Source organism: Brucella lupini, assembly GCF_002252535.1.
Taxonomy (GTDB): Bacteria; Pseudomonadota; Alphaproteobacteria; order Rhizobiales; family Rhizobiaceae; genus Brucella; species Brucella anthropi.
Genome location: NZ_NNRN01000057.1, coordinates 81325 through 105811, shown reverse-complemented (window position 1 = coordinate 105811; position 24487 = coordinate 81325). Strand labels below are relative to the sequence as shown.

The following is a 24487-nucleotide window of genomic DNA, read 5'->3' as shown; positions in this document are numbered from 1 at the left end:
TTGAATTCCAACGGGGACTTATCATGATATCGCGTCTCGTCGCTTCGACCATGCTTGCCGGTGCCGTCGCATTGGCTTTTCCGGCCTCCGCTGAAGAAAAGGCTTTTCCTGCAACGCTCAAGGCCCATGCCATCCTGCCCGCGAACACGATCATCGCTGCACCGGAAGACGCGGCGGATCACCTGAAGACGTCGGGCAAGTTCACCACCGCCGACCGCAAGCGTGCTGAGGGCATCGGCACTGTTGAAGGCAAGGACGGCGTGCGCAAGACCGGCCTGTCTTTGCCGTTCGACGGCCAGCCGGTGCAGGGCTTTTCCGGCATCAAGACCATGGAAGACGGCAGCTTCTGGTCACTGTCCGACAATGGCTTCGGCTCCAAGCTTAACTCGCCGGATGCCATGCTGATGCTGCACAATGTCAAGTTCGACTGGGACAAGGGTACGGTGGAGCGCGTGAAGACCGTGTTCCTCAGCGATCCGGACAAGAAGGCTCCGTTTCCCATCGTCATGGAAGGCGCTGAAAAGCGCTATCTGACCGGCGCCGATTTCGATGTGGAATCTATCCAGCCCGTTGCGGATGGCTTCTGGGTAGGCGAGGAATTCGGTCCTTTCCTGTTGAAATTCGACATGGACGGCAAGCTGACCGATGTGTTCCCGACTTTCGTCGGCGAGACGGAAGTGTTGTCGCCGGACAATCCGAAAATCGCTCTGCCCGCCAATCCGAGCCTCAAGCTCCCGACTTACAATCTGAAGCGCTCGGGAGGCTTCGAGGGGCTGGCGATGTCGAAGGACGGCTCGAAGCTCTACGGTCTTCTGGAAGGTCCGCTTTTTGTCGATGGCGCGCCGGAAAAGACCGAAAGCGGCAAGACCGGGCTGCGGGTCATCGAATTCAACGTTGCCGACAAGAAGTGGACGGGCCGCTCCTGGCTCTATCCGCTGGCCGAGGGTGGCGAAGCCATCGGCGATTTCAACATGCTGGATGAAACCACAGCGCTGGTCATCGAGCGTGACAACGGCGTCGGCACGGCGGACAAGGCCTGCGCCGATCCGAAGAAGCCGCAGGCCGATTGCTTCGATGTGCCGTCGAAGGTCAAGCGCATCTACAAGATCGCTTTCGACGACAGCAATGTCGGCAAGGAAGTGCGCAAGATCGGCTATATCGATCTGCTCGCCATCGCCGACCCGGAAAACAAGCGCCGTCAAGGTGGACGTGAAGGCATTTACGATATGCCGTTCCTGACCATCGAGAATGTGGATCGTGTGGACGACACGCATATTGTGGTCGGCAACGACAACAATCTGCCGTTCTCAGCTGGTCGTTTCCTCGACAAGGTGGATGACAATGAATTCGTGCTGCTGGAAGTGGGTGAGTTCCTGAAGGCCGAATAAGCCTCTGAACAGGTCCTATGATGAAGCCGCGGAGAAATCCGCGGCTTTTTTCTCTCTGTGCATGGTGGCAAGCCCGGCGTGGAAGTTTTGTTTCGGCGCAGCTATGGTGCGGCAGCAAAGCGATGGAGAAAACCGTTGAAGATTTTTATTTTCGGCAGTGTGAATGTGGATGTCAGCGCCCGGATGGCCGCGCTGCCGCGTCCGGGGCAGACCGTGAATGCATCGGGCTATGGTATCGGCCTCGGTGGCAAGGGTGCCAATCAGGCGGTTGCGGTCGCCAAGATGGGCGGTGATGTCCGCTTCGTCGGTGCTGTCGGCAACGATGCCTTCGGCGAACTGGCCTTGAAGCAGATGCAGGAATTTGGCCTCAACACCGGAAGCGTGCGCGTGATTGACGGTGTCGATACGGGCATGGCGATCATTCAGGTTGAGGAAGCCGGACAGAACACGATTGCTGTTTGTGCCGGAGCCAATGCGCACTGGTCGGCTGCCGACGTCAATGCCTATGCTGCCGATATTGCCAGGGCGAAGATTACGCTGTTGCAGCGCGAAGTTCCGCATGAAGCCAATCTGGCCGTGGCAAAGGCCGCGCGTGCGGCTGGCGGCAGTGTTTTGCTTGACCCGGCACCGGTCGGCGATGCAAGCCGCATGGCGGACCTGATTGCACTCAGCGACATCATTTCTCCCAACGAGACTGAGGCTGCTGAAATTACCGGTATCGAGCCGACCGATCTTGCTTCGGCGGAAGCTGCCGCACGGAATCTTCTGGAGCGCGGGCCGAAGACGGTCATCGTCAAGCTTGGAAGCCGTGGTGCATTGCTGGTGACGGCGGATGAGGTGAAACACTTCGCGCCGTTCAAGGTTCAGGTGGTGGATACGGTCGCAGCCGGTGACAGTTTCAACGGTGGTTTCGCGGTCGCGTTCTCACAGGGCCAGTCCTTGCATGATTGCGTGCGGTATGGTTCGGCAGCGGGTGCGATTGCGGTCACAAGAGCGGGCGCGGGAGCGGCTGCGCCAACCGCAGCAGAAGTAGCTGAACTTTTGCAAACTATGGCAAAGTGAAGATTGAAGGCAATTTGCGCCGATTTCGCTCATTTTGAGCAGAAAACTGCGCAAAAACCTCTTGTCAAACATGGCGAAGAAGCCGCGAGAATAAGACGCTCGCGGCTTTTTTGTGGCTTAATTATGTCTTAGAGCGTTGCGAGATGTTCGGTCAGCAGGCTGAAGAAGCCGTCTGCATCCACATCCTTGATGAAGAGCGCGTTCTTCGGACGGTCGGTCACTTCCCACCAGTCGACGACTGTTTCGCCGATGGTCAGTTCCGAATTGATTTCGATTTCCACATTGCACTCGCGTCCGGAATAGAGTTCCGGCTTGATGAGATAGGCGATGACGTTTGGATCGTGCAGCGGGCCGCCGTCGGTGCCGTATTTCGCTTCATCATAGCGCTCGAAGAATTCGAGCCATGCCGCAACCACTTCGCCGACATGCGTACCGATGCCGCGAATGGCGGCGATGCGCTTTTCGGTGGTCAGAACCTTGTGTGTCACATCGAGCGGCATCATGGTGATCTTGATGCCGGATTTGAACACAACCGCAGCGGCGTGCGGATCGACATAGATGTTGAATTCCGCCGATGGCGTGATGTTGCCGCCCTCGAAATAGCCACCCCCCATCAGCACGATTTCCTTGACGCGGTCGGCAATCTTCGGCTCGCGGATCAGTGCGGATGCGATGTTGGTCAGCGGTCCGAGCGGGCAAAGCGTGACGGTGCCGGGTTCTTCCTTCATCAGCGTTTCGATGATGAAATCAACGCCATGCTGCGTCTGAAGCGGCATGGTCGGAACTGGCAGGTCGTAGCCGTCGAGGCCGGTCTTGCCATGGACGTTTTCAGCCGTCACAAGCGGGCGCACCAGAGGACGGATGGAGCCTGCAAAAACCTTGGTTTCCGGCTTTTTCGCCACTTCACAGATTGTGCGGGCGTTGATTTCGGTGCGCGCCAGCGGGCCGTTGCCTGCCACTGCGGTGATGCCGAGAATGTCGAGTTCCGGGCTTGCCAAGGCCAGAAGAATGGCGACTGCATCGTCCTGACCGGGATCGGTATCGATAATGATTTTACGGGCCATGATGGTTTCCTGATGAGGGGATTTAGAGAGCGTTGCGCGCGGCACTGACCGTCTGGTCGACAAGCGCGTCAAAGGAGATTTTCGCCGGGCGGCGCATATAGGTGACGATGTCGTCGGCCAGCAGCGGCTTCGACCATCGTTCGGCGATGATGGCGGACCCGCGCTGGATGGCGATCATGCTCAGAATCTGCGCGGCATTGCAGTCGACGTCGTGGCCAATGCCGCAGACGATTTCGAGCGTGCGGTCGAAATCGCCTTCGCCGAACCAGAGCGCAATTACCTGTGCGGCTGCATTCGGATAGACGTGAATCCAGTTATATTCGGCATATTCCACATCGCATTTCGCCCATGCGTCCTGCCAGTTGCCGGCAGAACGGCAGGCGTCGAGCGCGAAGGCCAGAACCGCGCCATATTCGGTGTCGGTTGAGAAAAGCGCCGCTGTCGAGACCAGCAATTCGCGCGTGTCGCTGACCGCAAAGGCGCGCGCCGCCATGACAGCATTGAAGACTTCGCCCAAGATACCGTTTCCGGCATGGGAGATTTCCGCGTCCATCCAGGCGAGGCGGGCAGCTTCGCGAGCGCGCCCCGGCACAACCATGCCACAGATTGTGCCGCGCATTTGTGCACCGATCCATTCATCGAACGGATTGTCGGACGTGCCGGTTTCAGGCGCGGTGAGGCCGCGCCGCATATTGGAAAGCGCGATTGCCTCCGCCGACCAGCCAAGCGGGATCAGCGACGTCCAGCGCTCGGCAATGTCGGCGCTGGTCACAGCAGACCCCTTGTCGCCGAAGGCTTCGAGAAATGCGATCTCGAAAGTGATGTCGTCATTATAGGTGTTTGGCTCGCGCACATAATCGCGGATCGGTCCGAAGACCTCGGCGATGTTTTCCGCCGTATAGCCTTCGAGCGCCGTGCCAGCCGCAGCGCCCACGAGCTGCGCCATCCAGGCGGCAGCGGTGCGGTCGAGGAAATCATCGGACTGGACGGCATAGAGCACATCGTCAGGCCATTGAACGGCAGCGTCGAATTCGTCCCACGACCCATAGCGCACCGTCTTTTGCGACGGATGGTCCGGATCGGGCCGTGCAGCGCGCATGAGGACACGCAGGCGCATGTCGATGCGATACAGCGTTTCAAAGTCACCTTTTCCTAGTGCTGCCAGCCCGTCGCGAAGAAGCTCCTCATAGGGAGCAAGAACGAAGCCCTTGTTTTCCAGCGATTGCAGCGCACCGGCCATCAGACATTCAGGTGCTGCCGATCCCGGCACATTGCTTTTCCAGAACATGGCCATGAGATCGTCCTGCGCCTTCATGACGGCGCTTGCATCCCAGGTCTGTTCTTCCGCTGTGCGCACCACCGGTTTCGTGTCGCGCAGCAGATCGCGGGTCAATTCCCAAGCTTTCATTTCATTCTCATTTTTATGCATTTCAGGAGTTTTTCAGTTGCTTTGCGCGCCGCTGACGGCGCGCCGCGTGGATCGTCAGCACAACGACCGGGACGAGATAAGGGATCATCTGCATCAGTTCGAACGGCAGGCCGAGGCTCTGAAGCGTGATGGCGAAAGATTCAGCCGCCGCGAGAACCAGGCTTGCCACAAGCGTGCCCCATGCGGTTCCCTGTCCCATAACTTCGGCTGCAATCGCGATGAAACCGCGACCTGCAGTCATGTTCTGGGCAAACCATGTGACATAGCCGAGCGACAGATAGGCACCGGCTGCACCGCCGAAGAGACCGGACAGGACAAGCGCCATCATCTGCACCCGGCCTGTATGGATACCGGCGGCACGCGCCGATTTGGGATCAACGCCGGTGGCGCGCAGATGCAGGCCGAAGCGCGTGCGCATCATCAGGAGGCTGACCGCCGGGACAGCGAGAAGGGCGGCAAAGGTCAATATGTGGATATTGCCGATGAAAGGCACGGGAAGGCTTGGCAGAGCGCCGCTTTTCAACGCGCCCGACATGCCCTTGTCGCCCGTAGCAAGAAAAAGCCCGAGCGTCGTTGCCGCGGCAGCAGCGATGTTGAGTGCGATGCCGGTCATGATAAGGTCAGTGCCCAGCCGGTTGACCGAAAGCGACATCAGCCAGCCAAGAGCTGCACCTGTGATGAGCGCTGCCAGCAGGCCAATAGCCGGGCTTCCGGTAGCCGCACTGGCCAGAACGGCAATGAGCGCCGCCGACAGCATCATGCCTTCCATGCCGATATTGAGAACGCCTGCGCGGTCGGAAATCATCACGCCAAGTGCCGCCAGCAACAATGGTGTTGCCACGCGCAGGATGGTGCCGATGAAGGATGGATCGAGAATTTGTGCGAGAACCATGCTCATGGTTGTACTCCGGCCTGCACTACCGCTTGTTCTCCTTCGCGATTGCGAAGGTTGCGGATCAGCCGCAATACGGTCGGATGATTGTGAATGACGCTTGCCGTCGCGCCCACCATGATGGCGGCGGTCACAAGCCCCACCACTTCGGTCGGGATGTTCATGTTGCGGGCCAAAAGATCGCCGCCGATCTGCACGAAGCCAAGGAAAAGTGCGGACGGAATAAGCAGGAACGGATTTTCGCGCGCCAGAATGGCGACGACAAGGCCGGTCCAGCCATAGCCGGGCAGATCGAGCCAGGCAAAGCGGGCATGAAGGCCGAGCACTTCCAGCGCACCGGCCATGCCTGCCACCAGTCCACCGACAATCTGGGCACGCATGATGATGCCCTTGAGCGGCAGGCCAAGATGATTGGCAAAGCCCGGACTGGAGCCTGCGATACGGATATTGAGGCCCGAGCGCGTCCAGTAAAGCCAGATGCCGCCAGCGATACAGGCCAGAATGGCAATGATCGAACCGCTGTTGAGACGCGTACCGGCGAGCAGGCGGTCAAGCTTGGCATCGGGCGGAATCCTGAGCGACATCATCCCGCCCGCAGCCGGGTCGCGGATGACATAGTTGAGGACGAACAGGCCGAGAAACAGGAAGGCGTAGTTCAGGACGAGCGACGTCACCATTTCCGATGCGCCGAAACGCAGCCGCAGCGCTGCCGGGATGGTGCAGGCGAAACTGCCCGCAACCGCACCGCACAAAATGGCGACCGGCAGCGAGAACCAGCCGAGCGAAGGGAGCAGAACAGCGCCCGCCACAGCGCCGAGCGCGCCGAGGAAGAAGCCGCTTTCCGCGCCGAGATTGAACAGGCCGGAGCGGAACATGATGGTGATCGCAAGGCCGGTCAGCATGATCGGCGTTGCCGCTTCCACCACATTGCCCATATGGCGAATGCTGCCGAATGGTCCGAGGAAAAACGTCTTAAGAACCCCGGTGGGATTGTCCTGCATCAGCGCCAGCGGCACCAGAAGCACGGCCATGATGACGGCGATGACAAGCACGGTCAGGAAGAATGGAATGAGATAGGAAATCAGTCTGCGCATTACGCTGCAACTCTCTGCTTGAGCATGATCTCATCCAAAAACCGCGTTACACTTTTTGGGATCATGCTCGTGTCCCCAGCATATAAGGTCCAAGGACAGCCGGTGTGATGTCTGGTCCGTTTTCCAGAACGGCAACGATACGTCCGTTGAAGAGAACGACGATTCGGTCGCTCAGGCGCAGCAATTCATCGAGATCGGCGCTGACGAGCAGCACGGCGCAGCCGCCTTGCGCCACTTCGTCGATGCGGCGGTGCAGGAAGGCTGCCGCCGAAACGTCGATGCCACGTGTTGGCTGGTCGGCGATCAGGAATTTCGGATTGGTGGCAAGTTCGCGCGCGGCGATGAGCTTTTGCGCATTGCCGCCGGAAAGGGAATCGAGCCGTTCGGTAATTGCGCCTGCGCGCACCGAATATTGCTTGATCATCCCGCTGACACGGGCCTTGATCGCATTCCAGCGCAGGAACGGCCCCCAGAAGATCTGCTTGTCGGCGGTAATCGATCCAGTTCCGGCGATCGCGTTTTCGGCGAGAGACAGGCCGGGTGCGCCACCTTGCGAAAAGCGGTCGGCTGGCAGATGAGCGAGACCTTGTCTGCGCCAGCTTGCCGTGTCGGCGCGCAGCATATCCTCACCGTTGAGGCTGATCGTGCCGCTGGCCGCTTCGGCAAGGCCGGAAAGCACCGATACGAGGCCGCGCTGGCCGCTGCCATCGACACCGGCGACGCCGACGATCTCGCCTGCACCGACGGTCAGGTTCACATCCTTGATGCGGTCTGCCGGGTCGGCTGCTTTTGTCGTAACGCCCTTCATGTCGAGAACGGTTTTCATTGTGCCGTGCTTGTGGGCGCGTTGCGGAATGTCGACCGCATGGCCCATCACCATCTGCATGATGGCATCGTCCGGCACGTCGGCAAGCTTTTCCGTGCCCGCAACCGCGCCTGCACGCAATACGGTCACGCTTTCAGCCAGCTCGCGCACTTCGTTCAGCTTGTGGGAAATGAAGAGGATGGTAATGCCTTCGTCGCGCAGCGCCTTCAGCTTGCGCATCAGCTCCTCGATCTCCGGCGGAGAGAGAACAGCGGTCGGCTCGTCGAGGATCAGGAGCCTCGTGCGGCGCGCCAGCGCTTTCAGGATTTCAACCTTCTGCTGGGCGGCGACGGAAAGCGCGCCCGTGATCGCTTCGGGGTCAGCGTGCAGATCATATTGCTGCATCAGCGCTTCGACCATTTTGCGCGCGCTCACACGGTCGATCAGCCCTGCCTTCACCGGCTCATGGCCGAGAATGATGTTTTCGGTAACCGTCAGGGTCGGCACGAGCGAGAAATGCTGGTGCACCATGCCAATGCCTTGTGCCGCAGCATCTTCCGGCGACCAGGACGCAATGTGCTGTCCATCGACGATGATTTCGCCTGCCGTGGCATTTTCGATGCCGAACAGGATTTTCATGAGCGTGGATTTGCCCGCACCGTTCTCGCCGCAAATGGCGTGGATGGAGCCTGCGCGGATCGAAAAAGACACGTCGCGAAGCGCTTGCGTGCCGTTCGGATAGACCTTGCTCACATCGCGGAAGGCGACGATTGGGCGGAAGGCGACGATAGCATCGCCGCCTTCAATATTTTCAGCTGGATTTTCCACGATCAGGGACGAACCTTGTTGCGGATCGCGTTAAGATCCTCGGTGCTCATGCCGAATGCGGTCGGAACCGTGATCTTGCCTTCGGAAATCTCGTCGGAAGCCTTCTTGATGGCATCCTTCATTTCCTGCGTGGCCATGGAAGCCATGTTGCCATCCTGCACGATGCCGACAGCGCCTTCCTTGAGGCCAAGTGCTTCCGCCTTGCCGAACGGCAGGTCGCCTGCCTTGAAACGTTCATAAGCTTGCAGAAGGCTGACATCGACATTCTTCAGAACGGAGCTGACGACCTGCTTGGCAATGGCCGGATCGCTATCCTTGAAGATCGCTTCCTGATCGGAATCGACGCCCAGAACATATTTGCCGGTTTCCTTGGCAGCCGAAAGCTGGCCGAGGCCGGTCTGCGAGGCGACGACGAAGCCGAGCGACACGTCGGAACGATACTGCGCGAGACCGAGTTCCTTGCCCTTTGCGGCATCCATGAAGGATCCGGCATAGGAAATCGCGATCTTGGCATCAGGCATGACCGACTGCGCACCGGCAATGTAGCCGACGAGGAAGTCGTTGATGACCGGAATGTCCATGCCGCCGAGGAAGCCGAGATTCTTGCCTGTATCGCCGAGCTTGCCTTCCTTCAGGAGCGAAGCTGCCAGCATGCCGCCGAGATAAGAACCTTCGTTTTGCTTGTACTGGATGGAATAGACGTTGTCGTAGCCGCCTTCTTCATAAGGCACACTTGCATCATAGAGGATATATTTCTTGTCCGGATATTGCTGTGCGACCGAGCCAACGGTTTCCGACATCTGGTAGGTGCCGCCGATGATCAGGTCCCAGTCCTGTTCGGACGCATCGAGGAACACCGGCTCCCATTTCGTCGGATCGTCGCCGATTTCGAGAATCTTGGTCTCGACGTCGTCGCCATACTTGTCCTTGATCATCTTCATGCCCTTGGCAGCGCTGTCGAAGAACGACTTGTCGCCGAGCGCGCCATTGATGATGAGCAGGATCTTGTCCTGAGCCTGTGCTGCCGTGGTGGCAAACGTGCCCATCGCCGTCGATGCGGCGAGAGCAAAGGCAAGGTGGATTATTCCCCGTCTGGTGGATTTGATCACAACAGAACTCCAATACTGTAGCGTTATAGAGATGGATTTTCTGCTTTGGATAATTTGCCTCCGCCCACAGAACCCCCACACCTGACAGCGATCAAACGCTGACGGCGTGTGTGAGTCAATCGCCAAACTTTTTGCCCGCTGTGGACAAAGCAAGTCTGTTGCGCGCAACGGGGCTAAAGCTTTCGATTATTTCAACAAAGCCTGATTTGGATGCCGCAGTGTCGGGTCGAATGGATTGAGCTTTTGCGAGATGATTACCGCTTCCTTGCGCAGCAGTTCCGTCACCGTCTGCTGGCGCTTTTCGGTGAGGCGCGCGGCAAGCGTGCCGATGCTGAGCGCTGCCACGGCTTCACCGTCGCCGTTCAAAATAGGCACGCCGAGACCTGCCATACCGTCGATCATGTTGAAGTTGAAGGTTGCCGCACCGCTCTTGCGCACTTCCTCGATCATGATGCGCAGGTCGACCTCGTCCACTGACGATTTGTCCAGAATGCGGGGCACGTTGAAGCGTATGATCGCCTCGCGCTCTTCTTCAGGCAGGAAGGAGAGGATGGCGAGGCTGCCCTGACCGATGCCGAGTGGCACTTTGCCGCCAATATCACCGGTAAAGGAGCGGATGGGAAACGGGCCTTCCACACGGTCGAGGCAGACCGCATCGAAGTTGCTGCGCACCAGCAGGAAGACCGTATCGTTGAACGTGGTCGAAAGCCGCAGCAGTGACGGGCGCGCAATGTTCAATATGCCATCGCGCTGGCGCGCCTGCGCCGCCATTGCGAAAAACTCCAGCGACAGGCGATAGGCCTTCTTGTCGGGAAGCTGTTCGACAAGATTTTCCGCAATCAGCGTCTTCAGCAGGCGATGGGTCGATGGCTGGCTGAGTTCGAGGTCCCGCGCCAGATCGATCAGCCGCACGCCATCCTCGGTGCTGGATGCCAGACCTTTCAAAATATGGATTGCCTTCACCAAACTTGAGTTAAGTGCGGCGCCGGATTTCGGATTCTCAGATATATCATCCATAAGATTGCTTCCAAATTCTGTATTTTGAAAGAAATATATAATTTCTTCCGGATATGGAAATTATAATTTGCATTCCTGCGGGATTTTCCGCCAACTGGAACCGTCGCCAATGGGAAGGTCCGGCAAGGTATTGCAACCAATGCTGTAAGCGGGTCGGCGGTTTTAACTTGACGCAATGGGGAACGCTGCGGCTGCGTTAGCGGCTGGATAATCACGCGTTCAAAAGACCCAAGGTCCGGTCAGCGCAGAAAATGCGCGATCAAGCCGCTCCCGCCAGCCAGCCCCGATGAAGAGGCGACGTGAGACAATATCACGGCGTTTCTGCTCCCTGTCATTCAGGGGGAGATTGGGCCGAGAGGGAGATGCAATGAGCTTTTTGACCCTTTCCGGAATTTCCCGCCACTACGGCAAGTTCGCGGCTGTCGACAATTTCAACTTGGCGATTGAAAAGGGCGAGTTCATTTCGCTTCTCGGTCCTTCCGGCTGCGGCAAGACCACGACCTTGCAGATGATCGCCGGGCTGGTGACGCCGACGGCAGGTTCCATCACGCTTGACGGACGTGAAATCACGCGCCTTGCCCCGGCCAAGCGTGAACTGGGCGTCGTTTTCCAGAGCTATGCACTCTTCCCGCATATGACGGTGGCGCAGAATGTGAGCTTTGGTCTTGAAATGCGCAAGGTGCCAAAGGCAGAGCGCGAAAAGCGCGTTCGCGACGTGCTGGAACTGGTGCATCTCAGCGCACTTGCCGATCGTTATCCGCGTGAAATGTCGGGCGGTCAGCGCCAGCGTGTGGCCATTGCCCGTGCGCTGGTCATCAATCCGCCGGTCTTGCTGCTCGACGAGCCGCTGTCCAATCTCGATGCGCAGCTGCGTGAAGAAATGCAGTTCGAGCTGCGTCGCATCCAGCGTACTGTCGGCATTACCACCATCATGGTGACGCATGATCAGGCCGAAGCGCTTTCGATCAGCGATCGCATCGTGGTTATGGAAAAGGGCGTCATCACACAGGTCGATGCGCCCTACAAGCTCTATGAGCATCCGCATAACCACTTCATTTCCAACTTCGTCGGCAAGTCGAACTTCCTGAAGGCGCGCGCTGAAGGCGATATGATTGCGCTGGCCGAAACGACAATCCGCTTCCCTGCAAATGGCAAACAGGTTTCCGGCGAGCTTTCTGTCTTCATCCGTCCTGAAAAGGTGCAGCTCGTTGCAGCGGGTGAGGGGCATGTCGCCGGTGAAGTGACGACGCGCTACTTCATGGGTGCGCAGTGGCTGCTCGGCGTGACCACGCCTGCGGGCCAGCTTTCGGTGGCCCTGCCCAATCTTGGCAACCCACCGCCATCGGAAGGCACATCGGTCGGCCTCAGCTGGAACCATGAGGATTGCCGTATCCTCACCGCAGGGGTGAACTGAACATGTCGGCCGTCACCTCACAGGATACATCCGCCGGGCCCAAAGGGCAGCGCGATCTGACGCCGCTCTTTCTGGTCGGGCCGTCGACGCTTCTGTTCTTCGCGCTGGTGCTGTTGCCGCTCGGTCTCACCGTGCTGCTTTCATTCAACAGCTACAGCTATGACAAAGGCATCGAGAACGTCTACACGCTTGCCAATTATACGCAGGTTCTCAAAGACCCCTATTACCTCTCGATCTTCTGGCGCACGCTCAAGCTGGCGCTGATCACAACCGTCATCACGGTGCTGATCGGTGTGCCCGAGGCCTATATTCTTTCCAATATGCGCAAGCCATGGCGCTCGATCTTCCTTTTGGTCATCATCGGCCCGCTTCTGGTTTCGGTCGTGGTCCGCACATTTGGCTGGAGCATGTTGCTGGGGCGCAATGGCCTCGTGAACAGCGCGCTCGACATGGTGGGCCTGCCGACGACGCAAATCCTCTACAGCGAGACAGCCATCGTCATCGGTCTGGTGCATATCATGCTGCCATTCATGGTGATCCCGGTCTGGACCGTGCTGCAAAAGCTCGATCCGTCGGTGGAAGCCGCAGCGCTGACGCTCGGCGCATCGCGCCTGACAGCACTTCGCCGTGTGGTGTTTCCGCAGGCAGTGCTTGGCATCCTGTCGGGCAGCCTCATCGTGTTTGCGCTTTCGGCCAGCTCCTTTGCCATTCCGGGCCTGCTTGGTGGGCGTCGTCTCAAGATGGCGGCAACCGTTGTCTATGACGAGTTCCTGATCGAGCTGAACTGGCCGCTGGGTGCTGCCATCGCCATCATCGTTCTGGTCGCCAATCTCGTGATCATGATTGCCTATAATCGCATGCTCGAAGGGCAAGCGAGAAAGAAGCTGGGGTAACCGCCATGACAAAGAACGGTCCTTTCGCTCTTTTCTTCCACACGCTGATCGTCATCTTCATGCTGGCGCCGATGGTTGTGGTGTGTCTGGTGGCCTTCACGCCGGAAAACACGCTGACAATGCCGTGGAACGGCCTTTCACTGCGCTGGTTCGCTGCCGTGTTTGCGCACAATGATTTCATGACCTCGTTCTATAACAGTGTGCAGCTCGCCTTCTTCTCGGCATCCATTTCGACGCTTCTGGCCGTGCCATCGGGGCTCGCGATTGCGCAGTATAATTTCCGTGGTCGCGATGCGTTGAACGCGCTTTTCCTGTCGCCGCTCATCATCCCGCATCTGGTGTTGGGTGTGGCGTTCCTGCGTCTGTTCTCGCTGATGGGCTTTACCGGCTCCTTCGTCTGGCTGGTTGCGGCACATTCGATTGTCGTCACGCCCTATGCACTGCGCCTTATCCTTGCTTCGCTTGGCAGCATGGATCGCAATGCGGAAAACGCGGCGCGCACGCTGGGCGCCGGTGAATGGACCGTGTTCCGTCGCGTCACCTTGCCATTGCTTGTGCCGGGTCTGTCGGGCGGCTGGCTGCTTGCCTTCATCAATTCGTTCGACGAACTCACCATGTCGATCTTCGTGACCTCGCCGTCCACGGTCACGCTGCCGGTCCGCATGTATATGTATGCCAGCGAATCCATCGACCCGATGATGGCAGCGGTTTCGGCCCTGATGATCCTCGTCGCCACCGTGACCATGATTATCATCGATCGCATGTTCGGCCTCGACCGGCTGCTGGTGGGCAAGGGCTGAGCAGGCAGATCATGACGATCCCGGTTTCCCCTTCAGCGGCTCAGTTCCGCAGACGGTATCGGCTGACTGAGCAGCCGATCAGCTTCGCGCTTGACGGCGTTTCCTTCGAGGGACGCCGTGGCGATACCGTGTTGACCGCCATTCTCTCCGTGCAGGGAAAGCTGCGTCATACCGAATTTACCGGCGAACCGCGGGCGGGCTTCTGCCTGATCGGCGCATGTCAGGATTGCCACGTCATGACGGCTGAGGGCCACAAGCTTCGTGCCTGCACCACGCTTCTGGAAGACGGCATGGCCTTTGTGACGGAGCCTGCCATATGAGTGCGGTTCCCAATCCGGTCATTGTGGGCGCTGGTCCTGCGGGCATTCGCGCCGCCGAAACGCTGGTCAAGGCGGGTCTCAAGCCTATCGTGCTCGACGAAGGTTTTCGTTCCGGTGGTCAGATCTATCGTCGCCCGCCGCTCGATGACGGGCGCAGCTATCGCAACCGTTACGGGTCGGAAGCGCATAAGGCCGAAGCGCTGCACAAGACATTCGACGCGTTGCGTAGCGTAATCGACTATCGTCCGGAAACGCTGGTCTGGAATATCACGCGCGGTGAAGGTGATCGTCTCGATCTCCTGACCAAGGGTGTGCATAGCCAGCTGCCTTACAGCCATCTCATTCTGGCGACGGGTGCGACTGATCGGGTTCTGCCGTTCAAAGGCTGGACCAAGCCCGGCGTCTATACGCTTGGTGCATCACAGACCGCACTCAAGGCGCAAGGCTGCACGGTTGGCGAACGCGTGGTGTTCATGGGTTCGGGGCCGCTGCTTTATCTGGTCGCCTGGCAATATCATCATGCCGGTGCGAAGGTTGCAGCCGTGCTCGACACAGCGCCCTTCGCTTCAAAGTTTCATCTGGCACATCTGGCGCTTTATGCACCGCGCATTGTCGCTCTCGGTGCTTATTACGGCCTGCGGCTGAAGCTTGGTGGCGTACCGATCCATTATAATGTGCGACCAGATGAAGTTCTGGGCGAGGGCCGTGTCGAAGCCATTCGCTATCGCACGGGCAAGCGTGTTCGCGAGGTTGAATGCGATGCGCTGGCCTATGGTTTTGCGCTGCGTCCTGAAACCCAGCTTGCCGATCTCGCCGGTTGCGAATTCCGCTTTGAAGAACGTGACCGCGCATGGCTTCCCGCTGCCGACAGGCTTGGCCGTTCAAGCCGCGAAGGTGTTTACGTGGCGGGTGATGGTGCGGGCATTGCGGGTGCGGATGCTGCTGAAATTCGTGGGTCATTGGCCGCGATGGCCTTGCTGCGCGACAGGGGCCTGCCGTTTGACGAAGGCACCGAACGCGGCCTTCTCGCAAAGCTCGATCATATCTATCGCGAGCGTCTGATCGTCGAAAAAGCTTTCCCGTTCCCGCGCGACTGGTTCGATACAATCGCAGGCGATGTCACGCTTTGCCGTTGCGAAGAAATCGCGGTGCGTGATGCCAAGGCGGTTATCGGCAAGGGTGATGTGCGCGAGATCAACCGGCTAAAAGCGCTTACCCGTGTGGGGATGGGGCGCTGTCAGGGGCGCATGTGTACCGCTGCCGCCGCAGAACTTCTGGCGTCGATGCAGGACAAGGCGCCCGAAGAAGCGGGCCGCATCCGCGCCCAGGCACCAGTCAAACCGATCCCGCTTGGCTTTGGCGCAAAGCCTGAGCAGGAGGTGTTGCCATGACAAAGCATCTTCTGGCCGATGTGGTCATTATTGGCGGCGGGATTGTCGGTGGTTCGGCTGCGCTTTTCATGCGTCAGGCCGGGTTGTCGGTCATTCTGCTCGACAAGGGCTTTTGCGGGGCGCAGGCAAGCGGCGTGAATTATGGCGGCGTTCGCAGGCAGGGTCGCGCGCCGGAACAGCTGCCGCTCGCACAGCGTTCGCACGCATTGTGGGCGCGTCTGCCGGAACTTATCGGCATCGATGGCGAATATATCCGCAGCGGCCATTTGAAGCTTGCCCGCACGGAAGCGCATTTTGCGAAGCTTGAAGCCTATGCGGCTACAGTGCAGCCGCTTGGGCTCGATGTCGAGCTGATCGGTGGCAATGCCGTGCGAGAGCGTTTCCCATGGCTTCCGGGCAACGTCGCGGGCGCTTCGCTCTGCGCGGAAGATGGCCACGCCAATCCGCGTCTGGTCGCGCCTGCCTTTGCCCGCGCAGCACTTGCTGCCGGTGCCACGGTGCTGGAAAACACCCCGGTCATCGAAGCGCGTGAAACCGGCGATGGTTTTGCCATTCTGGCGGGAAACGGCATCGAAATCCGCTCGCGTCTCTTGTTCAATTGCGCCGGTGCATGGTCGGATCAGTTTGCGGCTTCATTTGGCGAGCCGGTGCCGCTCCAGCGCATCTATCCATCGATGGTTGTAACCGAGCCAATGCCGTTTCGCCTGCCGATGAGCCTTGGCGAAGAGGGCGGCGGCTTCTACGGCCGTCAGGTCACGCGCGGCAATTATGTCATGGGTGGCGGACGCGGTGCGCCGCTTGAAAACCCGGATTTTTCGCGGCCTTCGGTCAATGCGGCTTCATCGGTGATGCTGCGCGCCATCGAACTTTTCCCGCATCTGAAAAACGCCCAGGTCATCCGCTTCTGGTCCGGCACTGAATCGGAAATGCCGGACGACAATCCGGTGATCGGGCCAAGCAGCCGGGTCAAAAACCTCTTTCACGCCTTCGGGTTTTGCGGCGCCGGTTTCCAGACCGGTCCGGCTGTGGGTGCCGTTCTTTGCGATCTCGCCGTTAAAGGCGAGACGGAAACACCGATCGATGCATTCCGCATCGACCGGTTCGATAAAAACTCAAACCACAAAGGGGAGTAGCATGAAAACTCAATTCACTAACAAGGCCATCACCAAGTCCGCCCTGTTGGCGCTCGGCCTGTCGGTCGCCTTTGCTTCCGCCGCATCGGCTGAAACCAAGACGCTCTATATCGGCATGAATGGCGGCAATATGGAGAAGGCCTATACCGAGCACGTTCTGCCGGAATTCGAGAAAGCCAATGACGTGAAGGTCGTTGTCGTGCCGGGCACTTCGGCGGATATTCTCGCCAAGGCAACCGCGCAGAAAGACAATCCGCAGATGCATGTCATGCTGCTCGACGACGGCGTCATGGTGCGCGCGATCAGTTCCGGCCTGTGCCAGAAGATTTCGGATGATCCGGTTCTGGCTGACATTCAGCCTGCCGCACGCCTCAAGGACGACATGGCCATCGGCATCGATATGGGCATGACCGGCATTGCCTATAACAAGAAGCTTTTCGACGAAAAGGGCTGGGCAGCACCGACCTCGTGGATGGACTTTGCCGACGAAAAATATGCGAACGCCGTGGTGTTCCAGTCGGCTTCCGCTTCGACTTTCGGCCTCCACGCCTTCCTGATGTTCAACCGCATTCAGGGCGGTGATGAAAAGAACCTCGAGCCGGGCTTCGAAAAATTCCCGGACACAATCGGCAAGAACGTTCTGGAATACATTCCGTCATCGGCCAAGATTTCGGAAATGGTGCAGACCGGCGAGGCAGCGATCTTCCCGCTGACGCCGACGGGCGTCAACAACCTGAAGGCCAAGGGAATTCCGGTTGAATATGCACAGCCAAAGGAAGGCTCTGTCGTCCTCGCTGTGACCGAATGCGTGCTCGCAGGCAATAACGAACCGGAACTGAGCCAGAAGCTTGCTCACTATCTGCTTTCCGCCGATGCACAGAGCAAGGCGCTCGACCATGGCAACCTCATTCCGTCGAACCAGAAGGCGAAGGCCGGTACGCCCGATGCGCAGGCCAAGCTCGACGCTTTCAACGGTTACATGAAAACAGCCAATACGCTCGACTGGGATGCCGTCAATGAAGGTCGTCAGCAGCTCAACAGCCGCTGGAACCGTACTATCGAAAAGTAAGATCAATATATGATCTGAGAAGCTCGCCTCGGGAAACCCGGGCGGGCTTTTTGCTGGAAAGCCGCTTACGCATCGCCCGCTGATATTGTAGCTTGCCCGCAAATCATCCGGGCAAATCGATGGATCGGGGCAAGCGTGAAAAAAGCGGCAGCATTCGCATTCCTTGGAATTCTGGTGGCGGCACCTGCACTTGCCGAAGATAATTGGAAAGCCGTCGAGGAAATCAAGACCTACGCCATTGCCGGGAAAACCGGTCCTGAACTTTATGAATCCATCGGTGAGCGTGGCCCGAAGATCGGCGGCGGCAAAACCCGTGTCATAGCCCATACCAGCTATGTGCTGACCTGGGACCGGAAGTTCGACCGCTCCAACAATGCCTGCACGATCCTGTCCGCCACGCCGAAGCTGAAGATCACCTATACGCTGCCGAAGCCCTCGCAGAAGCTCAATTCCCCGGTGAAAGAACACTGGGAAACTTTCTCCGAAGGCATCCGCAAGCATGAGCTTGTGCATGGCGACCATGCCAAGGACATGACGCGCGAGATTGTGCGCCGGACCGTTGGCCTGTCGGTTCCAAACGATCCGAAATGCCAGAAAATCCGCAAGGTGCTGATCAAGGAAATCACCGATATGGTGGACGTCCAGCGAGCTCAGGGCCGCGCCTTCGACAAGGTCGAGATGGGCAATGGCGGCAATGTCCATCAGCTTATTCTGGCGCTGGTGAACGGTGGCTGATTTTTCGTCAATAGCCTGTGCTTCGCACAGAAATCCGCTCTTTTGAACCAGATGGAACATTTCTGATATCCTTGGAATAAAGGCTTCTATGCGTTTGTTCAAACAGAACCGATTGACTTCCTAACCAGTTAGTACATTTTAGAGAAATGGCGCAGCTGACCGATGCGATTCCGTTCTGAAGCGGGATGGCTGAGGAGGATGGATTGCTGGTCACGATGAGGCGCATGCCGGAGACCGGAATGGTTTTCTGGCAGGGCTTTCGTTGCGATGGTCGGCCCGGAATCGGTCAAGGACTGTGGGGAAAGCGATGTTTCGCCTCGGGATGTATGGGACATCCTGCCGGTGATGCCGCGTCGCTTTCACCCGAAACCCGAAAAGGGGCGGCAGTCTGTAAGTAATGCGCCGGGAGGAGGAACATGAAAGCTTTAGTCGATTTCTATTTTACCGCGGCGCGGTTCGCCATTGCCTGCCTTCTTGGTTGCATGGTCGTGCTCGTGTTCGGCAATGTGGTGCTGCGCTATGCCTTCAATCAGGGCATAACGGTTTCAGAAGAACTGTCGCGCATCTTCTTCATCTGGCTCACCTTTCTTGGCGCAGTGGTCGCCATGCGCGACCATGCGCATCTGGGTGTGGATTCGCTGGTGCGCCGCCTGTCGCCTAGGGGCGCGCGCATTGCGCTGGTCGCCGGCCATATCATGATGTTCGGCGCGACATGGCTGGTTCTTTCGGGAAGCTGGACGCAGACACTCATCAATATTCCGACGCTGGCCCCGGCGACAGGCATGTCGATGGGTTGGTTTTATGGCGCAGGGCTGGCCTTTGCAGTCCCCGCACTCCTGATCATTGCGTGGAATGGTTTCGGCATCGCAACCGGGCGGATCGATGTCGCCGGGATGCATTTCGTGACGGATAGCGAGGAGCATGTCACGCCCGTCTCGACCGATGAAAATCGCAAGTAGGGCGCGCCGACCATGACCTTGCTCATCTTTCTTGCCGCCCTTCTGGTTCCGATGGCGCTTGGCGTCCCCGTTGCCTTCGCGCTCATCATCAGCGGTGCGGCGCTGATGATGTATATGGATTTGTTCGACGCCCAGATCGTGGCGCAGAACGTGCTGAACGGCGCCGACAGTTTTCCGCTGATGGCCGTTCCGTTCTTCCTGCTTGCCGGGGAAATCATGAATGCGGGCGGCCTTTCGCGTCGCATCGTCAATCTGGCGCTGGTCATGGTGGGGCATGTGCGCGGCGGTCTCGGTTTCGTCGCGATCTTTGCAGCCTGTGTGATCGCAAGCCTTTCGGGTTCGGCGGTTGCCGATGCGGCAGCGCTCGGCGCATTGCTGTTTCCGATGATGCGCAATGCCGGACACGAGCCGGGTCGCGCCGCCGGGCTGATCGCCTCGGCATCGATCATCGCCCCGGTCATCCCGCCCTCTATCGGTTTCATCCTGTTTGGCGTGGTCGGCGGCGTTTCGATCACCAAACTGTTCCTGGCGGGGATTTTCCCCGGCCTGATGATTGCCGTTGCGCTGTGCGTGACCTGGTTCATCCTCGCGCGTCGCGAACAGTTCGAACTGCCGAAGAAAGCTGAACCCGGTGCACGGATGCGGGCTTTCCTCGACAGTATCTGGGCCTTGATGCTGCCGGTCATCATCATTGTCGGCCTTCGCTTCGGTGTGTTCACGCCGACGGAAGCGGGCGTGGTTGCCGCTGTCTATTCGCTGTTCGTCGCAACCGTGATCTATCGGGAATTGCCGCTTTCAAGGCTCTATCCGGCAATGGTCGATGCAGCGAAAACGACCGCCGTGGTGATGTTCCTCGTTGCCAGCGCCAGCGTTTCGGCCTGGATGATTACGGTTGCCGATGTGCCGGGTGAACTGGCCGAACTTGTGCGGCCTTTGATGGATAACCAGACGCTGCTGCTGCTTGCCATCATGCTCTTGGTTGTTCTCGTCGGCATGGCCATGGACATGACCCCGACAATCCTGATCCTGACGCCGGTGCTGATGCCGATCATCAAGGAGGCGGGCATCGATCCGGTCTATTTCGGTGTGCTGTTCATCATCAACAATTCCATCGGCCTCATCACCCCGCCTGTCGGCACGGTGCTGAATGTGGTGTGCGGCGTCGCGCGCCTGCCGTTTGAGAAGGTGATGACGGGCGTGCTGCCGTTTCTGATTGCGCAGCTGGTGGTGCTTTTCCTGATGGTACTGTTCCCGCAACTGGTGACGGTCCCGATGAACTGGTTCCATTAAATCAGAGCATGTCTCCCGAAAGTGGAAACCGGTTTCGGGAGACATGCGTAAAAACAGAGACAGAATTTTTGAGTGGGAGGAAGACATGAAGAAAATACTGAAGACAATGGCACTGGGCGTGGTGCTGCCGCTGGCACTGATGACGACCACCGCCATGGCTGAAATCCGTTCGCAGACGATCAAGTTTGCTGCCGCCAACAGCAAGGGCCATCCGCAGGTCACGGGCATGGAGAAATTTGCCGAGCTGGTGAAGGAAAAGAGCGGCGGGCAGATCAATGTGAAACTGTTTCCCGGCGGTGTTCTGGGCAGCGATCCGCAGACACTTTCCGGCTTGCAGGGCGGCGTCGTGGAAATGACGGTGATGAATGCGGGCATCCTGTCCAGCACCGTCAAGGCATTCGAAGCGGTTGATTTGCCATTCCTGTTCAACAGCGGCGAGGAAGCCGACAAGGTCATGGATGGCCCCTTCGGTACCAATCTGATGAAACGCCTGCCCGATACGGGTCTGATCGGGCTTGCCTATTGGGAACTCGGTTTCCGCAATCTGACCAACAACCGTCATCCGGTCGCAAAGCTGGAGGACATTGCCGGGTTGAAGATCCGCACCCTGCAATCGCCGGTTCCGGTTGCCTTGTTCAATGCACTTGGCGCCAATGCGGTGCCGCTGCCCTATACCGAGCTTTATACGGCGCTTGAAACCGGTACGGTGGATGGGCAGGAAAATCCCAATGCCAACATCATCAATGCCAAATTCTATGAAGTGCAGAAATATCTGACGCTGACCCGCCACCAGTATAATCCGCAGATCGTCATGATCAGCAAGAAGTTCTGGGATCGCCTTAACGATGAGGAAAAAGCGGTGATCGAGCAGGCCGCTGTCGAGGCGCGCGATTATCAGCGCAAGGTTTCGCGCGAGCAGGATGCGACGGCGCTGGACGAGATCAAGAAGACCGGCATGCAGGTTACCGAGCTTACGCCGGAAGAAACCACGCGCCTGCGCGATGCGGTAAAGCCGATCATCGACAAGTTTACCGCCGAAATCGGTGCAGAAACGGTCGATGAACTCTTCGCCGAATTGAAGAAGGTACGCGGCGAAAACTAAAACAGTACGGCTGAATATCTTGCCGATACTGAACTAGATGGTTCCGGGCCGATTTGTCCGGAACCGCCAGTGGACTCCGGTCTGGCCGGAGACAGGAGTGTGACATGAAGACTTCGATAGCAACCGTCTCCATCAGCGGAGATCTCCAGCAGAAACTGGGGGCCATCGCCAAAGCCGGTTTCGACGGGGTCGAGATTTTCGAGAACGATTTTCTCACCTTTGACGAAAGCCCGCGTCAGGTGGGCCAGATGGCGCGCGACCTTGGCCTGGAGATCACACTTTTCCAGCCATTCCGTGATTTTGAAGGCATGCCGGAGCCTTTGCGCAGCCGCACTTTCGATCGGGCGGAACGCAAGTTCGACCTCATGCAGGAGCTGGGAACCGATCTCGTTCTGGTCTGCTCCAACGTGTCGCCAGCTGCCATTGGTGGCATCGACCGCGCGGCGGACGATTTTCGCGAGCTTGGCGAAAGAGCGGCACGGCGCAATCTGCGCGTCGGTTATGAGGCCCTCGCCTGGGGTCGCCATATCAGCGACCATCGCGATGCATGGGAGATTGTGCGCCGCGCCGATCATCCCAATGTCGGCCTAATCCTCGACAGTTTTCATACTCTGGCGCGCAAGATCGACGTGAATTCGATCCGTTCCATTCCGAAGGACAAGCTTTTCATCATCCAGATGGCCGACGCGCCACTGATCGATATGGATCTGCTTTACTGGAGCCGCCATTATCGCAACATGCCGGGCGAGGGCGACCTGCCGGTGCTGGATTTCATGCGTGCGGTGGCTGCGACCGGCTATGACGGTTATTTCTCGCTCGAAATCTTCAACGACCAGTTCCGTGGCGGATCGCCAGCCACCATCGCCGCCGACGGACGCCGTTCGCTGATCTATCTTGGCGATCAGGTTCGCCGGGTCGAGCCGGACAACAAGCTGACGGTTGCTGCCATGCCGCCCCGCGCAAAGGTGCACCGTGTCGGCTTTGTCGAGTTTGCCACCCATGCCGATGATGCCGAACGGCTGGTTTCCGCAGTTGGTGCGCTGGGCTTCAAACTCGCTGGCAAGCATCGCACGAAGGACGTTGCGCTCTACCGGCAGGGCGACATCAACCTCGTCATCAATACGGATACGCGCGGCTTCGCCAGCTCGGCCTATGCAGTACACGGCACTGCTGCCTATGCCATGGGGCTTGTCGTGGACGATGCGGCTGAGGCCCATGCCCGCGCAGTGGCCATGGGCGCGGAAAGTTTTGAGCAACCGCTCGATCCGGGCGAAATCGGTATGCCCGCCATTCGTGGCGTTGGCGGCGGGCTGGTCTATTTCCTCGATGAGAAGACCGATCTCGGCCGTATCTTTGATATCGAGTTCGAGCCGGTCGCAGGCAATGATACAGGGACCAGTGTCGGTCTCACCCATATCGATCACGTTGCCCAGACGATGAAGTTCGATGAACTTCTGACCTGGCTGCTTTTCTATACTTCGCTCACGGAATCGCGGAAGTCGCCCATGGTCGATATCGTCGATCCGGGCGGTGTCGTGCGCAGTCAGGTGGTGGAAAACGATGAGGGAACGCTGCGCATCACGCTCAACGGCGCGGAAAACCGTCGCACGCTGGCCGGTCGCTTCATTGCCGAGACCTTCGGGTCGGGCATCCAGCATCTGGCCTTTGCGACGGATGATATCTTCGCGACGGCTGCGGCTTTGCGCGACAACGGCTTCCATACGCTGGAAATCTCGCCGAATTATTACGACGATCTGGAAGCACGTCTCGGTCTCGATCCGGAATTCACCGACCGGCTCAAGGCCGCGAACGTGCTTTATGATCGCGACGAGAGCGGCGAATATTTCCAGCTTTACAGCCCGACCGACGATCAGGGCTTCTTTTTCGAAGTCGTGCAGAGGCGAGGCTACAAGGGATATGGCGCAGCCAATGCGATCTTCCGCATTGCGGCGCTGCGGCGATACATGCGTCCGGCGGGCATGCCAAAAAGTGCTGTGGCACTCTGAACGCTGAAGGGGGAGGACTATGGCAAAGGCACTCGCCAAGGCGCAGCCGCGCAAGAACGATCCTGACGCAACGCGCGAGAATATTCTCGATGTCGCAGCGCGGGAGTTCGTGGCATCGGGTTTCTCCGGCGCGCGCGTGGATGAAATCGCGGCGCAGACCCGCACGTCCAAGCGCATGATCTACTATTACTTCGGCAGCAAGGATGGGCTTTATCTCGCCGTGCTGGAACGGGCCTATGGCAAGATACGCACGCTTGAAAGCTCACTGTCGCTTGACGATCAGGACCCGGAATCCGCCATGCGCAGTCTGGTGGAAAGCACTTTCGACCATGACGATGCCAATCCGGATTTCGTGCGGCTCGTTGCGGTGGAAAATATTCACCGCGCCGAACATATGGAACGCTCCGATGTTCTGTCGCGCCAGAATGTAACCATTCTGGAGACGATTGAGAAAATTCTGGAGCGCGGGCGCGAGCAGGGCATCTTTCAACGGCGCATTTCCGCGCTCGACCTTCACATGCTGATCAGTGCGCAATGCTTCTTCCGTGTGTCCAACAGACATACGTTCGGCGCGATTTTCGGCACCGATCTGATGGCGTCCGACGTGAAGGCACGGCATCGCCGCCTGATCAGCGATACGATCATCGCTCTTTTGAAAAGCCCGGAATAACGAGGATCGACATATCG

At 58.5% G+C, this 24487-nt stretch carries 22 protein-coding genes; 15 read left to right on the top strand and 7 right to left on the bottom strand.

Features of this window, described 5'->3' with window-relative positions; all coding sequences use genetic code 11:
- Positions 1-23: 23 nt before the first annotated feature.
- Both CES86_RS22110 and rbsK read left to right on the top strand, forming a co-directional pair.
- Positions 24-1388: an esterase-like activity of phytase family protein gene (locus CES86_RS22110; RefSeq protein ID WP_094515463.1), complete on the top strand. Its 1365-nt coding sequence runs from the start codon at positions 24-26 to the stop codon at positions 1386-1388.
- A 183-nt stretch (positions 1389-1571) separates the two neighbouring features.
- A complete protein-coding gene (gene rbsK / locus CES86_RS22105) occupies positions 1572-2450 on the top strand; it encodes a ribokinase (protein WP_235819997.1) in 879 nt (292 codons plus the stop codon).
- Between the two features lie 128 nt (positions 2451-2578).
- Here rbsK and CES86_RS22100 read toward each other — a convergent pair whose 3' ends face one another.
- The 7 genes from CES86_RS22100 to CES86_RS22070 all read right to left on the bottom strand — a co-directional run bounded on the left by CES86_RS22100 (position 2579) and on the right by CES86_RS22070 (position 10688).
- The gene (locus CES86_RS22100) at positions 2579-3514 is read right to left on the bottom strand and encodes a nucleoside hydrolase (RefSeq protein WP_094515462.1); all 936 of its coding nucleotides are present in this window, start codon (positions 3512-3514) and stop codon (positions 2579-2581) included.
- A gap of 22 nt (positions 3515-3536) precedes the next feature.
- Complete coding sequence (locus CES86_RS22095; RefSeq protein WP_235819991.1) at positions 3537-4922, bottom strand: ADP-ribosylglycohydrolase family protein; 1386 nt, start codon at positions 4920-4922, stop codon at positions 3537-3539.
- 22 nt (positions 4923-4944) lie between these two features.
- On the bottom strand, positions 4945-5841 hold the full coding sequence (locus tag CES86_RS22090) for an ABC transporter permease (RefSeq protein ID WP_029928663.1): 897 nt from the start codon (positions 5839-5841) through the stop codon (positions 4945-4947).
- Positions 5838-6929 carry an ABC transporter permease gene (locus CES86_RS22085; RefSeq protein WP_094515460.1) on the bottom strand — a complete coding sequence of 364 codons (1092 nt, stop codon included), beginning with the start codon at positions 6927-6929 and terminating at the stop codon, positions 5838-5840. The genes CES86_RS22090 and CES86_RS22085 overlap by 4 nt, the downstream gene beginning before the upstream one ends.
- A gap of 61 nt (positions 6930-6990) precedes the next feature.
- Positions 6991-8562 carry an ABC transporter ATP-binding protein gene (locus CES86_RS22080; RefSeq protein ID WP_094515459.1) on the bottom strand — a complete coding sequence of 524 codons (1572 nt, stop codon included), beginning with the start codon at positions 8560-8562 and terminating at the stop codon, positions 6991-6993.
- Between the two features lie 2 nt (positions 8563-8564).
- Positions 8565-9671 (bottom strand): BMP family ABC transporter substrate-binding protein, encoded by a 1107-nt coding sequence (locus CES86_RS22075; RefSeq protein WP_010660552.1) that lies wholly within the window; start codon positions 9669-9671, stop codon positions 8565-8567.
- 186 nt (positions 9672-9857) lie between these two features.
- Positions 9858-10688 (bottom strand): IclR family transcriptional regulator, encoded by an 831-nt coding sequence (locus CES86_RS22070; RefSeq protein WP_094515458.1) that lies wholly within the window; start codon positions 10686-10688, stop codon positions 9858-9860.
- 367 nt (positions 10689-11055) lie between these two features.
- Here CES86_RS22070 and CES86_RS22065 point away from each other — a divergent pair, with 367 nt between their 5' ends.
- From CES86_RS22065 to CES86_RS22005, 13 genes are all read left to right on the top strand, one after another.
- Complete coding sequence (locus tag CES86_RS22065) at positions 11056-12102, top strand: ABC transporter ATP-binding protein (RefSeq protein ID WP_012093703.1); 1047 nt, start codon at positions 11056-11058, stop codon at positions 12100-12102.
- A gap of 2 nt (positions 12103-12104) precedes the next feature.
- A complete protein-coding gene (locus CES86_RS22060; RefSeq protein ID WP_094515457.1) occupies positions 12105-12995 on the top strand; it encodes an ABC transporter permease in 891 nt (296 codons plus the stop codon).
- A 5-nt stretch (positions 12996-13000) separates the two neighbouring features.
- Positions 13001-13795: an ABC transporter permease gene (locus tag CES86_RS22055; RefSeq protein ID WP_010660556.1), complete on the top strand. Its 795-nt coding sequence runs from the start codon at positions 13001-13003 to the stop codon at positions 13793-13795.
- A gap of 11 nt (positions 13796-13806) precedes the next feature.
- Positions 13807-14115 carry a (2Fe-2S)-binding protein gene (locus CES86_RS22050; protein ID WP_012093701.1) on the top strand — a complete coding sequence of 103 codons (309 nt, stop codon included), beginning with the start codon at positions 13807-13809 and terminating at the stop codon, positions 14113-14115.
- On the top strand, positions 14112-15506 hold the full coding sequence (locus tag CES86_RS22045) for an FAD/NAD(P)-dependent oxidoreductase (RefSeq protein ID WP_094515456.1): 1395 nt from the start codon (positions 14112-14114) through the stop codon (positions 15504-15506). Before CES86_RS22050 ends, CES86_RS22045 begins: the two co-directional genes overlap by 4 nt.
- On the top strand, positions 15503-16639 hold the full coding sequence (locus CES86_RS22040) for an NAD(P)/FAD-dependent oxidoreductase (protein ID WP_094515455.1): 1137 nt from the start codon (positions 15503-15505) through the stop codon (positions 16637-16639). Before CES86_RS22045 ends, CES86_RS22040 begins: the two co-directional genes overlap by 4 nt.
- Before the next feature lies 1 nt (position 16640).
- Positions 16641-17708: an ABC transporter substrate-binding protein gene (locus CES86_RS22035; protein WP_012093698.1), complete on the top strand. Its 1068-nt coding sequence runs from the start codon at positions 16641-16643 to the stop codon at positions 17706-17708.
- 135 nt (positions 17709-17843) lie between these two features.
- Positions 17844-18443 carry a DUF922 domain-containing Zn-dependent protease gene (locus CES86_RS22030; protein WP_010660561.1) on the top strand — a complete coding sequence of 200 codons (600 nt, stop codon included), beginning with the start codon at positions 17844-17846 and terminating at the stop codon, positions 18441-18443.
- Positions 18444-18859: 416 nt separating this feature from the next.
- On the top strand, positions 18860-19402 hold the full coding sequence (locus tag CES86_RS22025; protein ID WP_094515454.1) for a TRAP transporter small permease: 543 nt from the start codon (positions 18860-18862) through the stop codon (positions 19400-19402).
- 12 nt (positions 19403-19414) lie between these two features.
- On the top strand, positions 19415-20692 hold the full coding sequence (locus tag CES86_RS22020) for a TRAP transporter large permease subunit (RefSeq protein ID WP_010660563.1): 1278 nt from the start codon (positions 19415-19417) through the stop codon (positions 20690-20692).
- 85 nt (positions 20693-20777) lie between these two features.
- The gene (locus CES86_RS22015) at positions 20778-21794 is read left to right on the top strand and encodes a TRAP transporter substrate-binding protein (RefSeq protein ID WP_010660564.1); all 1017 of its coding nucleotides are present in this window, start codon (positions 20778-20780) and stop codon (positions 21792-21794) included.
- 104 nt (positions 21795-21898) lie between these two features.
- Entirely contained in the window at positions 21899-23800 is a 1902-nt protein-coding gene (locus CES86_RS22010) for a bifunctional sugar phosphate isomerase/epimerase/4-hydroxyphenylpyruvate dioxygenase family protein (RefSeq protein ID WP_012093695.1), read from the top strand.
- 19 nt (positions 23801-23819) lie between these two features.
- Positions 23820-24470: a TetR/AcrR family transcriptional regulator gene (locus tag CES86_RS22005; protein WP_010660566.1), complete on the top strand. Its 651-nt coding sequence runs from the start codon at positions 23820-23822 to the stop codon at positions 24468-24470.
- Positions 24471-24487 lie beyond the last annotated feature (17 nt).

What these genes read in the sequence shown, in the direction of transcription:
- CES86_RS22090 (WP_029928663.1), bottom strand. Translation starts at nt 5,841, where the DNA reads ATGAGCATGGTTCTCGCACAAATTCTCGATCCATCCTTCATCGGCACC.
- CES86_RS22095 (WP_235819991.1), bottom strand. Translation starts at nt 4,922, where the DNA reads ATGAAAGCTTGGGAATTGACCCGCGATCTGCTGCGCGACACGAAACCG.
- CES86_RS22060 (WP_094515457.1), top strand. Translation starts at nt 12,105, where the DNA reads ATGTCGGCCGTCACCTCACAGGATACATCCGCCGGGCCCAAAGGGCAG.
- CES86_RS22020 (WP_010660563.1), top strand. Translation starts at nt 19,415, where the DNA reads ATGACCTTGCTCATCTTTCTTGCCGCCCTTCTGGTTCCGATGGCGCTT.
- CES86_RS22015 (WP_010660564.1), top strand. Translation starts at nt 20,778, where the DNA reads ATGAAGAAAATACTGAAGACAATGGCACTGGGCGTGGTGCTGCCGCTG.
- CES86_RS22110 (WP_094515463.1), top strand. Translation starts at nt 24, where the DNA reads ATGATATCGCGTCTCGTCGCTTCGACCATGCTTGCCGGTGCCGTCGCA.
- CES86_RS22065 (WP_012093703.1), top strand. Translation starts at nt 11,056, where the DNA reads ATGAGCTTTTTGACCCTTTCCGGAATTTCCCGCCACTACGGCAAGTTC.
- CES86_RS22035 (WP_012093698.1), top strand. Translation starts at nt 16,641, where the DNA reads ATGAAAACTCAATTCACTAACAAGGCCATCACCAAGTCCGCCCTGTTG.
- CES86_RS22085 (WP_094515460.1), bottom strand. Translation starts at nt 6,929, where the DNA reads ATGCGCAGACTGATTTCCTATCTCATTCCATTCTTCCTGACCGTGCTT.
- CES86_RS22055 (WP_010660556.1), top strand. Translation starts at nt 13,001, where the DNA reads ATGACAAAGAACGGTCCTTTCGCTCTTTTCTTCCACACGCTGATCGTC.
- CES86_RS22010 (WP_012093695.1), top strand. Translation starts at nt 21,899, where the DNA reads ATGAAGACTTCGATAGCAACCGTCTCCATCAGCGGAGATCTCCAGCAG.
- CES86_RS22025 (WP_094515454.1), top strand. Translation starts at nt 18,860, where the DNA reads ATGAAAGCTTTAGTCGATTTCTATTTTACCGCGGCGCGGTTCGCCATT.
- CES86_RS22045 (WP_094515456.1), top strand. Translation starts at nt 14,112, where the DNA reads ATGAGTGCGGTTCCCAATCCGGTCATTGTGGGCGCTGGTCCTGCGGGC.
- CES86_RS22005 (WP_010660566.1), top strand. Translation starts at nt 23,820, where the DNA reads ATGGCAAAGGCACTCGCCAAGGCGCAGCCGCGCAAGAACGATCCTGAC.
- CES86_RS22100 (WP_094515462.1), bottom strand. Translation starts at nt 3,514, where the DNA reads ATGGCCCGTAAAATCATTATCGATACCGATCCCGGTCAGGACGATGCA.
- CES86_RS22070 (WP_094515458.1), bottom strand. Translation starts at nt 10,688, where the DNA reads ATGGATGATATATCTGAGAATCCGAAATCCGGCGCCGCACTTAACTCA.
- rbsK (WP_235819997.1), top strand. Translation starts at nt 1,572, where the DNA reads ATGGCCGCGCTGCCGCGTCCGGGGCAGACCGTGAATGCATCGGGCTAT.
- CES86_RS22050 (WP_012093701.1), top strand. Translation starts at nt 13,807, where the DNA reads ATGACGATCCCGGTTTCCCCTTCAGCGGCTCAGTTCCGCAGACGGTAT.
- CES86_RS22040 (WP_094515455.1), top strand. Translation starts at nt 15,503, where the DNA reads ATGACAAAGCATCTTCTGGCCGATGTGGTCATTATTGGCGGCGGGATT.